General features: G+C 69.1%; 8 protein-coding genes. 7 read left to right on the forward strand and 1 reads right to left on the reverse strand.

Going from position 1 to position 11,238, the window contains the following annotated elements; genetic code table 11:
* The first annotated feature begins 193 nt into the window (after window positions 1-193).
* On the forward strand, window positions 194-1,201 hold the full coding sequence (locus IPK71_24755; protein ID MBK8216949.1) for a serine/threonine protein kinase: 1,008 nt from the start codon (window positions 194-196) through the stop codon (window positions 1,199-1,201).
* Window positions 1,202-1,223: 22 nt separating this feature from the next.
* Here IPK71_24755 and IPK71_24760 read toward each other — a convergent pair whose 3' ends face one another.
* Window positions 1,224-2,804 carry a serine/threonine protein kinase gene (locus IPK71_24760; protein ID MBK8216950.1) on the reverse strand — a complete coding sequence of 527 codons (1,581 nt, stop codon included), beginning with the start codon at window positions 2,802-2,804 and terminating at the stop codon, window positions 1,224-1,226.
* 116 nt (window positions 2,805-2,920) lie between these two features.
* Between IPK71_24760 and IPK71_24765 the strand changes: the two genes are divergently transcribed.
* The 6 genes from IPK71_24765 (at window position 2,921) to IPK71_24790 (ending at window position 11,132) form a co-directional block, all read left to right on the forward strand.
* A complete protein-coding gene (locus tag IPK71_24765; protein ID MBK8216951.1) occupies window positions 2,921-4,474 on the forward strand; it encodes an ABC transporter permease in 1,554 nt (517 codons plus the stop codon).
* Window positions 4,475-4,629: 155 nt separating this feature from the next.
* Window positions 4,630-6,777: a hypothetical protein gene (locus IPK71_24770; protein MBK8216952.1), complete on the forward strand. Its 2,148-nt coding sequence runs from the start codon at window positions 4,630-4,632 to the stop codon at window positions 6,775-6,777.
* A 1-nt stretch (window position 6,778) separates the two neighbouring features.
* Complete coding sequence (locus IPK71_24775; GenBank protein ID MBK8216953.1) at window positions 6,779-8,416, forward strand: HAMP domain-containing histidine kinase; 1,638 nt, start codon at window positions 6,779-6,781, stop codon at window positions 8,414-8,416.
* Between the two features lie 220 nt (window positions 8,417-8,636).
* Complete coding sequence (locus IPK71_24780; protein MBK8216954.1) at window positions 8,637-9,503, forward strand: hypothetical protein; 867 nt, start codon at window positions 8,637-8,639, stop codon at window positions 9,501-9,503.
* Window positions 9,504-9,777: 274 nt separating this feature from the next.
* Complete coding sequence (rpmG, locus tag IPK71_24785; protein MBK8216955.1) at window positions 9,778-9,939, forward strand: 50S ribosomal protein L33; 162 nt, start codon at window positions 9,778-9,780, stop codon at window positions 9,937-9,939.
* 158 nt (window positions 9,940-10,097) lie between these two features.
* On the forward strand, window positions 10,098-11,132 hold the full coding sequence (locus IPK71_24790) for a rod shape-determining protein (protein MBK8216956.1): 1,035 nt from the start codon (window positions 10,098-10,100) through the stop codon (window positions 11,130-11,132).
* The last annotated feature ends 106 nt before the right edge of the window (window positions 11,133-11,238 follow it).

Consider the following 11,238-nt stretch of genomic DNA (forward strand, 5'->3'; position numbering starts at 1 on the left):
GGTAACGACCTCTCCCTCGCGGAGGCCCGCTCGAACGTTGCCACTCTACCGGAAGCGGCAAGCACCAGGTGGCGGTTTCCTCGCCGACGGCCCTCGCCCTGGCCCCTGCCCACACCCGGCCCGCGGCGCGGCGCACTGCATCACGACGCCGATTCGCGTTGGACGGCGGGATTCGTGCTACCGTGAGGGTCGCATGGGCGCGGACTCCAGGATCCCATCGGGGACCATCCTCGGCGGGAAGTTCCGCATCCGCCGCCTTTTGGGCCAGGGCGGCATGGGAGAGGTGTACGCGGGCGAAGGTCGCCGCGGCGAGAAGGTCGCCATCAAGGTGCTCCACGATCGCGCCGCCCAAGACCCCGACCTCGTGGCGCGGTTCAACCGCGAGGCCGAGATCGCTCGAGCCATCCACTCGGACTATGTCGCCGCCGTGCTCGGGTCGGGCAAAGAGCCGAACGGGAGGCTCTGGATCGCCTTCGAGAGGCTCGTGGGCGAAGGGCTCGACGAGCGCCTCCGTCGCGAGCAATACCTCGCCTTCGGAGAGGTCGCGCCCATCGTCGACGACTCGCTCCAGGGCCTCATGGCCGCCCACGCGGCGCATGTCATCCACCGAGACATCAAGCCCGCGAACCTCTTCATCGAGAAGCGCAAGCTCACGCAGCAAGAGGTGTCCGAAGGCGCCCACGAAGAGCGCACGCGCATCCTCGATTTCGGCGTGTCGAAGGTGAGGTCCCAGGCCGACCGCAAGAACGAGCCCTCCCTCACCGCCTTCGACGCCACCCTCGGGAGCTTTGCCTACATGGCCCCCGAGCAGGTGCGCGGCTCGGCCCGCGTCGACGAGCGCGCCGACCTCTACGCCCTCGGCGCCGTCGCGTTCCGCGCGCTCACGGGCCGCCTCCCCTTCGAGGGCACGAACGCGCTCACCCTCATCGCGCTCAAGCTCGATCGCGACCCGCCCACGCTCACCCAGACGACCGGCGACGAGTGGCCCCAGGGCATCGAGCGTTTCCTAGGGAAGCTCATGGCGAGGGACCGCGAGAACCGGTTTCGAACGGCCGAGGAGACGCTCGTCGCCTGGCGGAGGGTCGCCGACGCGGTAGAGGACGTTCGCCGACGCGCGCCGCCGGACGAGCACCACGACGACCGAGGCGACGCGACGCAGGGCACGTTCGCCGACGACTACGATCTTCCGTTCCGAAGGTAGTCGGCGCAGCGCCTCGAGCGGGTCAGCGGAAGCACTCCGGGTACGCGACCCGGTCGTCGGCGGTGCTCCCGACCTTGGAACAGTGCGCGGGGCGCGAAGGAGGAGGCACGACCGTCACGGCGGGGCCGGGTTTCACGGGGACGGGCCCCACGGCCGACTTTGCGACCGGCGACAGGTCGACGCGCTCGAACGGGGCCGACGTGGGGCCCACCTGGAACGACACGGACGTGTAGCCCGGCTTCGACACGACGACCGCGATCGGCTCGCGTCCCACCTCGACCTTGGCGATACCGCCCTTCTCGACGGGCACATCGACCCCACCGACGGTGACCGTGGCGTTCTGCGGCGTGACCACCACCGCGACGGTCTTCGTGGCCGCCACTGCCGGGGGCACGACGCTCGCCACGGGCTCGACCTTGAGCTGGACGACCGACGGGCTCGGCCCCGCGGCCGTGGGCGCGGGCGCGGACGTACGCATCGCGAACCCCAGGAGCGCGACCGCGGCCACGAGCCCCACCACCGCGCCCACGGCGAGTCCCACGCGCGAGCTGCCCGGCCGAGATACGCCCGCCAGCGACATCTGCGTCGATGCCGAGACCGCACCTCCACCACGATCGTGAAAGTAGTCCCCGGGGACACTGTGGCTGCCCGACCGCGCGAGCAGCTCTCCCACCGCCGCCGGCGTGGCCCCGGACGAGAGCACGTCGAGGTCGGCCACGAGGGCCTCCATGCTCGCGTAGCGTTCGGCCGGGCGTTTCGACAACGATTTCATGATGATAGCCTCGAGCCCAGGGCTGACCGGGCGAGGCAGGGGCAGGGTGCGCGGAGGGGCGGGCGCCTTGTACATGTGCTGGGTAAGGATGCCCATGTACGTGTCGGCGTCGAACGGCACCTTGCCGCACGTCATCTCGTAGAGAATGACGCCGAGGGCGTAGATGTCGCAGCGGTTGTCGACGCTGAGCCCCGCGGCCTGCTCGGGCGACATGTAGTGCGGCGTGCCGAAGACGCTCCCTGTACGCGTGAGGCGCGTCGCGGCGGTCGAGACCTTGGCGATGCCGAAGTCGAGGATCTTCACGAAGTCTCGTTGGGCGCCACGCGAGACGAGCATGACGTTGTCAGGCTTGAGATCGCGGTGAACGATGCCCGCGGCGTGCGCCGCCCCGAGCCCGTTCGCGATCTGCCGCGCGACGTCGATCGCCTTGGCTTCGGGGAGCACCTTCTCGGCGTCGAGGAGCTCGCCGAGGCTCCGGCCGTCCAAGAGCTCCATGACGAAATAGGCCGCACCGTCGGCGAGCATGCCGAAATCGGCCACGTCGACGATGTGCGGAGAGCCGATCGACGAAGCGGCGCGCGCCTCGTTGAAGAACCGATCGACCATCTCGCGCTCTTCGGCGAGCTCGCGCTTCAGGACCTTCACGGCGACGCGTTTGTCGAGGCTCACGTGGCGGCCGACGTAGACGATGCCCATCCCGCCTTCCCCGAGCGGGCGCTCGAGCACGTAGCGCGAGTCGATCACCGTGCCCACGTAGGCGTCGGCCTTCGGAAACCCTCCCGACATCTCGGCCGGCGGCCGATGGGCCAAGGTTCGCGGGTCGGGTGGCATCGAGCCAGAAGGGTACCCAAAGGCTCGGCTTCGTCCAAGGCTTCCCTCATGCCTTTTTCGGCCGCTCGGGAACTCTGCGTGCGCCCGACCCGTTCCGTGGTAATTCCCCGCCCCGCATGGGGTATCCGGCCAAGATCGCGTTGCGTTACCTCGTCTCGACGAGGCGCTCCTTCATCCTGTTCGCCACGGTCCTCGCCATCCTCGGCGTGACCCTGGGCGTAGGCGCGCTCGCGACCGTGATGAGCGTCACCGGGGGCTTCCACAAGCAATTCCGCGACAAGGTGCTCGGGGTCAACGCGCACGTGCTCGTGCTGAAATACTCGGTCGACTTTCGCGAGTACCCCGAAATCATGAAGAAAGTCGCCGAGGTACCCGGGGTACGTGGCGTCGCGCCGTTCATCATCAACCCGATGATGGTCACCCACGGCGGGCGCACGGCGACCGGCGTGCTGCTGAAAGGGGTCGACCCGGCGCTCATGCCGAAGGTCCTCGACCTCCCTCGGCACATCGTCCAAGGCTCCATGGACGGCCTGCGCCGCGAGGGCGCGAAGCCCCCGGAGCGTAGGGTAGACCCGTTCGATCCCTTCCCCTCGAGCCCCCCTGCCGCAGGCGACGCCGGGGCAGGCACGAAGGACGAGAAGCACGGTCTTTTGCGGGACGTGACGGCCCCCGACAAGGCGGCGACGGCCCCCGCGGAGGCCCTGATCACCGACGCGGGCGCCCCCGCCGCCGAGGCTCCCAAGGGCCCCGCCCTCGCGGGCGACGTGACCCCCGACGGAGGCTACGCGAGCAAGCTCCCGACGGACGACGACGTCCTGCCCGACACGATCGACCCCGACCCGTGCAAGAGCCCCGAGCAAATCAAGAAGCTGCCCGGCGTCATCATCGGCAAGACGCTCTCCAAGCAGCTCGCGGTCGAGATCGGGGACTGCCTCCAGATCACCTCCCCCACGATCGGCATCTCGCTCGGCGCGAGCGGCTCACGCCCCCCGATAGCGAAGCAATTTCGCGTTATTGCGGTCTTCGAGGCGGGGTTCGACCAGTACGACTCGAAGCTCGTCTACACCGACCTCTACGAGGCGCAGGCCTTCTACGACCAAGGCGACAGCGTGACCGGCGTCGAGATGACCATCGACGACATCGACGACTCGGGCGCGATCGCCAAGGAGATCGACAAGCGGCTCGCCAACGGCGTCTACCACACGATGGACTGGCGGGAGCTCAACCACGGGCTCTTCACGGCGCTCCTCATCCAGCAGATCGGCATGAGCTTCATGCTCGCGCTCATCGTGCTCGTCGCCGCGTTCACCGTGGTGGCCGTGCTCATCATGGTGGTGCTCGACAAGAAGCGAGAAATCGCGGTGCTCAAGGCCCTCGGCGCGACCGACGCGGCGATCATGCGCATCTTCCTCTACCAGGGCACGATCATCGGCGTCGTGGGCACGGGGCTCGGCCTCGTGGTGGGCTATTTGTGCTGCCGCGCCATCGCCGCGTATCCGTTCCCGCTCGACCCGAAGGTGTACTTCATCACGCACCTCCCCGTGCTCATCCGCCCCACCGAGTTCTTGGTGACGGGAGCCATCGCGATCGCGATTTGCAGCGGCGCCACGATCGTCCCGGCCCTCCACGCGGCGCGTGTGAGGCCAGCGGACGGGCTCCGCGCCGAGTAGGCGCTCCGAGTAGCTCCGCGCGGGATTTTTCCGCTCGCAGCGAACGGGTGACCGTGGGCCCGACGGGCCTCGGAAAAAAACGTGCGCGGGCCGACGGAAAACGGCGCTAAGGTCGCAAAGAACACGGTTTTTCTGCGAGCGAGGTTTACCTGCCCATGCGATGGCTCGTCGAGGTCTCGGCGATCGGGAAAGAGGATCGGGAGACGTTCTGCGTCGAAGCGGACTCGTGGCAGCGCGCGCTGCAGATCGTGCGCGCGCACCGCGGCGAGACGAGCGCGATGAGCGGCTTCTCCATCGAGCTCCTCGAGGAAGGCTACCGCGCCGTCGACCCGGTCGCGCGCATGCGCTTCGTCGTCAAACGAGCGTCCGAGGGCACGAAGCTCTCCGACATCGACATGACGGCAGGAGGCTCCGCCAAGACCTCCGTCAAACCCGAAGCCCCGAAGCCCGCCGCGTCCAAACCCGAGCCGCCCAAGGCCGCGCCGAGCGGCGCCTCGCTCGCGAAGGACGCAAAAGACCCTAAAAAAGACGCGAAACCGGCCGCGGCCCCCGCGTCGCCGGAGTCGAAGCCGAAGGCCGCACCGCCGAGGCCCGCGGCAGCGGCAGCGGCAGCGGCCGCAGCCCCACGCCCCGAGGTCCCGAAGACCGAGCCCTCGACGACGAATGGCAAGGCCGAAAAGGCCGACGCGTCCGCGCCGCGCCCTGCCGCGGCTGCCCCACCCGCCCCGTCCGCCGAGCCCTACCAACCGATGACCGAGCCGGCGCCGACGGTGGTCGCTCCGCCTCCGGTCGGTGCGCCGCTGCCCGGCCTCCCCGCGTTCACGGTGCTGTCGCAGCGCTCCGAGAGCCCTACGGCGGCGTCTCCGCTCAGCTACCGCGAGTACGTCTTCATCGTCCCGAAAGACACGGTCGAGGGGGTCGCCGTGGGCGTGCTCCTGGGCCAGCTCGAGCTCGTCCAAGCGTCCCTCGCGAGCGCGCCCTCGGGCAAGCTCGTGCAGCTCGCGGCGTTCGACGAGGCCTATGTGGGGAAACCTCCGCGTCCCCCGCTCGCGACGCTCGTCTGGAAGGATTGGCGCGGCGAGCCCGTCGTGTCGTTCCCTCGCAAGGCGAGCATCCCGCCCGGCTCTCGGCCCGTCGCCACGGCGCCCGTCCCTTCGCTGAAGCCGGCCTCGGTGCCCCCGAAGGCCACGCTCCTCGAGCCACGCACCACCCTCGACGACGTCCGGGCGGTCCGGCCCGAGCTCGCCCCCGACACGACCCGCGCCGAGCCCGCGCAGCTCGCCAAGACGACCGAGACTCCCGCGTTCGTCCCGCCGAGCGCGCTCCCGTCGTCCCCGGCGGTCACGAAGAGCGTGCCCCCGCCCGCTCCGAACGTGCCTGCGCCCCAGGTCACGAAGAGCGTGCCCCCGCCCGCTCCGAACGTGCCTGCGCCCCAGGTCGCGAAGAGCGTGCCCCCGCCTGCTCCGGCCGTGGCCGTCGTGAAGAGCGTGCCCCCGCCCGCAGCGGTCGAACCGGCACCCGCCGTCGTGAAGAGCGTGCCCCCGCCCGCGGCGGTCGAACCGGCGCCCGCCGTCGCCGTCGCCAAGAGTGTCCCGCCTCCCGCACCCGAGCCCGCACCCGCGACCACCCGGAGCACCCCTCCTCTCGCAGCGACCTTGCCGCTCGGAGCCGCGAGCCCGGCCATTCCCCCACCGGCCGTGCTCGGCGTCGAGAAGGCCCCCGACTTCACCCCGCCCCCCGGCAGGACCGCGTCGTCGGCGCGCATCCCGATCGCCAAGGTCGGAACCCGCGTCTCGGGAGACGAGCTCATCACCTCGCTCTTCGAGGCGATGCACGACCTTCACTTCCTCCGCGACGCGATCGAAGGGGCCGACTTCTGCCTCCAGCTCGCGCAAGAGGTCATCCCGTCGCGCGCGTGCTTCGCGCACTTCTTCGACCTCGAGAAGCGGGAGTTCTGCCTCGTGCGCGCCAAAGGTGAGGCGACCGATGATCTCGTCGGCAAGCGGCACCTCGAGGCCGAGCCGATCCTGTCCGCCGCGGTCAAGGCGCGGAAGGCCATGGTCCGCGGAAGCGAGGACGCGATGACCGCGCGCTACACGACCATCGGCGGAGCGAAGAGCCTCGTCGTCGCGCCGGTCCTCGTCGCGGGTCGAACCCTCGCCATCCTCGAGATGGTGAACCCGAACGACGGCGCGCCCTACACGCAGGACGAGGCCAACGCGATGACCTACATCGCCGAGCAGTTCGCCGAGTTTTTGTCGTCACGAGGCCTCGTGTTCGACCACGGTCGCGCCGGCCGGTAAGGTGTGGAGACGTAGGTCGGTATCGGACAGCTCCGAGCCGCGGAGCACCCGCGCGAAGCTCGTTCGTTACGTCCTCTTGCCCGCCGTCATCGTCGCGGTCGGAGTGCTCGCGTACTTCACGTTTCGCACGACGCTCCAGCTCGAGACCTTGCGCAAGCAGTCCGTCCTCGAGGCGACGCTCGCGCTCGCGAACGAGAAGGCGACGCGCCTCGACCGCCAGATCATCGATCAAGACAACGTGATCGTGGCCATCGCCGATCCGGCGCGCGTCGACGAGCTCAACGACACGTGGCTCCCGACCGCGCAACGCGAGACGCCGAGCGTACGCGCGATCCTCGTGCTCGACGAGACGCGGACGGTCGTGGGCTTCGCATCGCGCGCGCGTGGCCCGTTCGCCGAGGAAGAGGCCTTCCGAAGGCTCCTCACCGAGCGGCTCCTCGACGACATGCCGAGCTCGCAGGAGGCCCCGGAGCAGCTCCGGCACCTGCACAGGACCTACGGCGCGGAGAGCTACCTCGTCTCGTATTGGCGGAGGAGCAGCGGAGGAAAGACCTTCACGGTCTGCGCGTGGCACGACATCGGGCGCATCGTCAAAGAGACGCTCCCGACGCTCTACGGCGACAAGCTCGTGCCCGTCGGGCTCGGCATCCCACAGGCCGGGATCAACCGCGCGAACGTGGTCGACGAAGAGGGGCGTATCGTCTTCGGCCCACCGCTCCGCAGCGGCGAGTTCACCGTCGCGGTGCGCTTCCCGACCACGCTCTACAACTGGCGCGTGCAGGTCTCTCCCGTGGGCGAGGACGCGCTCACGGAGAACGTCAAACAACGGCGCCTGCTCGAGATCGCGACGGTGGGGCTCTCGTTCGTCGTGCTCGTCGCGGGGGTGCTCACCATCCTCTTCGCGGCGGAGACCGAGCGCCGTGCGTCGGCCTTGAAGAGCGAGTTCGTCGCGAACGTGAGCCACGAGCTGAAGACCCCCCTCGCGCTCGTGCGCATGTTCGCCGAGATGCTCCAGTCGGGGAGGGTCGCGAGCGACGAGAAGCGCGCGGAGTACCTCGAGATCATCGTGAGGGAGAGCGAGCGCCTCACGAGCCTCATCGAGAACGTGCTCGACTTCGCCAAGGTCGAGCGTGGCCACGCGAGCTACGACTTCGTCGACGGGGATCTCGCCGAGGTCGTGCGGCGCGCCGTGGGAGTGTACCGGTACCGCGCCGAGCGCGAGGGGGTCGAGCTCCGCTTCGAGGAGGACGAGACCCTGCCCGTCGTTCGGCTCGACGGAAGGGCGATCGAGCTCGTGGTCATCAACCTCCTCGACAACGCGCTGAAGTACGCGCAGGGCGGGAAGACCATCTTCGTCGAGGTGCGCAAACGTGGGGAAAAGGAGGTCGTGGTCGCCGTGCGCGACGAGGGCCCTGGCATCCCCGACGCCGAGAAGGAGCGCATTTTCGAGAGGTTCGTGCGCGGCGCCACGGCGCAACCGAAGGACGGTCGGAGCCCCGTGCGAGGCAGCGGCATCGGGCTCTCGCTCGTGCGGGCCATCGTCGAGGCGCACGGAGGCCGGACCTGGGTGGAGAGCGAGGCCGGGAGAGGGGCCACGTTCCATTTCGTGCTGCCTTCGCGGCGGGCGGACGGGGCCTGACGCCGACGAGAACTGTGGTTCCCTGGGTAGATTTCGCGTTGACCTCGCACGAGAGCAGGATATCAATGACCAACGGGCACCCGGCGACGGCCGACTTGTGTCCTTTGGCACCGAGCACCCTCGGGAGAACGGAAGAGGCTAGGGTTTTTTCATGGCGACGAATGGGAACGAGGAGGCGAAGCTCTTTGTAGCGGGCCTTCCCGACAGCGTATCCGAAGACGTGCTGAAGCAACTTTTCGAGGCCACCGGCGGCACCGTCGTCAATATCAGCCTCCCCAAAGATCGCGAGACCGGAAGACCTCGCGGGTTTGGATTCGTCACTCTCTCCTCGCCCGCCGAGGCCCAAGCGGCCCGCGAGGCGCTCGACGGCTCGCTCCAGGCGGGCAAGTCGATTTCGGTACGACCATTCCAACAGGAGCCCCCTCGCCGCGACGGCGGTCCAGGAGGCCCGCGCGAAGGTGGTCCTCCGCGGGAGCGCTCGTTCGGCGCCGGCCCTGGCGGCCCCGGTGGTGGTGGCGCCGGCGGTGGAGCGGGCGCGCCCGATCGCACGCTCTACGTCGGCAACCTCCCCTACGACTGCACCCAGCAGGAGGTCGAGGTCCTCATCAACGGCGTGGCCGGCGAGGGCGGCTCGGTGGTTCGCGTCCACTTGCCCATGGACCCGGACGGCCGCAAGCGTGGATTCGGCTTCGTCACCATGTCGAGCTCCGACGCGGCCAAGACGGCCGCCGAGGCCCTCCGCACCGCGAACCTCCGCGGTCGCCCGCTCAAGGTCAACCTGGCCCACCCCAAGGGCGAGCGGCCCGCGCGTGAAGGCGGCGGCTTCGGCGGTGGTGGTGGCGGCTATGGTGGTGGGGGTGGCGGCGGCTTCGGTGGCGGCGGTGGCGGCGGCTTCGGCGGCGGCGGTGGCGGCGGCTTCAGCGGCGGCGGCGGCGGCGGCGGCTACGGTGGTGGCGGTCCCCCGCCTCCCCAACGGAAGACGTTCGACGATCGTCGGCGCAAAGGCGGCGGCGGCGGCGGCGAAGAGGGGCGGCGCCCGCGACGCGAGCGTGACGAGCCCAAGGCCGACGATTGGGACGACGAGTGATCTGACCAAGCCCGCATTGGCACGGCGCTCTTCGACGCGTGCCAAGCTGGCCCCCCGCGAACGCGCCGATATCCGGCGCGTTCCGCCTTTTGTAGCGAAAGATGCGTGGGTTCACGACACCGTACAAATCCCACGAATTGCCGGGGCGGTTCGCCAGCCCTTGACTCCATGACCCCCGCACGATAATTCACCCGCCCTTCTCTCGGGTTTCCTCAGGCAGGCGCCACTTGCCTCCTGCGAGAGCTCCACCGAAGAATGCGATCAAGGACAGGCCATGCGTGACCTCATCAAGATGACCTGCGGCAACTGCAGCCGCGCGAACTACACGACCACGAAGAACAAGCGGACCATGTCCGAGAAGTTCGAGATCAAGAAGTTCTGCCCTGCGTGCCGGGCTCACCACCCGCACAAAGAAGGCAAGATCTCGAAGGGCTGAGGCTCGCTCGGGAAGGCTCGTCCGGGGCGGTTCGTCCGCCCCCGCGTGCCCTCCTCCGGCCTCCGTCGCGCGTCGGCATGGTGCCTTCGCCGCGGCCTCATTCACCCCCAACCGGCGGGCACGCGAGCGCCTAGCCCCGAGAGGAGAACGGACCGCGCATGATCTTCGACTGGCTCCACGGCCTGTTCTCGAACGACCTGGCGATCGATCTCGGAACGGCGAACACGCTCATCTACGTGAAGGGCAAGGGCATCGTCTCTTGCGAGCCTTCCGTCGTCGCCGTTCAACGCGATAGCCGCGGCGGGAACAAAGTCCTCGCGGTCGGCCGCGAGGCCAAAGAGATGCTCGGGCGCACGCCCGGGAACATCCGCGCCGTCCGCCCCCTCCGCGACGGTGTCATCGCCGACTTCGAGATCACCGAGGCGATGCTTCGGTATTTCATCGCGCGCGCCCACAACCGCCGCACGCTCGTGAAGCCCCGCATCATCATCTGCGTCCCCTTCGGCATCACCGAGGTCGAGAAGCGCGCGGTGAAGGAGAGCGCCGAGAGCGCCGGAGCGCGCGAGGTGTACCTCATCGAGGAGCCCATGGCGGCCGCGATCGGCGCCGGGCTGCCCATCACCGAGCCGTCGGGCAACATGGTCGTCGACATCGGCGGCGGCACCACCGAGGTCGCCGTGATCTCGCTCGCGGGCATCGTGTACTCGCAGAGCGTCCGCGTCGGCGGCGACAAGATGGACGAGGCCATCAGCGCGTACTTGAAGCGCAAATACAACCTCGCCATCGGCGAGCAGACGGCCGAGCGCATCAAGATGCAGGTCGGAAACGCGTACCCACTCGAGGTCCAGCAGACCACCGAGGTGAAGGGCCGCGACCTCGTCGCCGGTGTCCCCAAGACGGTCGTCGTGAACTCCGACGAGATCCGCGAAGCGCTCGCCGAGCCTACGAACGCGATCGTCGAGGCCGTGCTGCTCGCCCTCGAGAAGACTCCCCCCGAGCTCGCCGCCGACATCGTCGACAAGGGGATCGTGCTGACCGGTGGCGGGGCTCTGCTCGCCAACCTCGACGTGCTCCTCCGTGAAGAGACGGGCCTGCCCGTGATGGTGAGCGACGATCCGATCAGCGCGGTCGTGCTCGGCAGCGGAAAGACGCTCGATCACATGGAGCTCTTGAAAGAGGTGACCATCGGCTGAGGGGCACCCCTCCGCCGTCGTCACCCGGGGCCCCTCCGTGTCGTCCTTCAAGCGTTACCGCGACGTGGGCATCGTCATCTTGCTCCTCGCGGTGCCGTTCTTCTTC

The sequence above is a fragment of the Myxococcales bacterium genome (genome assembly GCA_016712525.1).
Taxonomy (GTDB): Bacteria; Myxococcota_A; Polyangia; order Polyangiales; family Polyangiaceae; genus JAAFHV01.

Coding starts and splice junctions, on each gene's coding strand:
- IPK71_24755 (MBK8216949.1), top strand. CDS start 194: ATGGGCGCGGACTCCAGGATCCCATCGGGGACCATCCTCGGCGGGAAG.
- IPK71_24790 (MBK8216956.1), top strand. CDS start 10,098: ATGATCTTCGACTGGCTCCACGGCCTGTTCTCGAACGACCTGGCGATC.
- rpmG (MBK8216955.1), top strand. CDS start 9,778: ATGCGTGACCTCATCAAGATGACCTGCGGCAACTGCAGCCGCGCGAAC.
- IPK71_24760 (MBK8216950.1), bottom strand. CDS start 2,804: ATGCCACCCGACCCGCGAACCTTGGCCCATCGGCCGCCGGCCGAGATG.
- IPK71_24770 (MBK8216952.1), top strand. CDS start 4,630: ATGCGATGGCTCGTCGAGGTCTCGGCGATCGGGAAAGAGGATCGGGAG.
- IPK71_24765 (MBK8216951.1), top strand. CDS start 2,921: ATGGGGTATCCGGCCAAGATCGCGTTGCGTTACCTCGTCTCGACGAGG.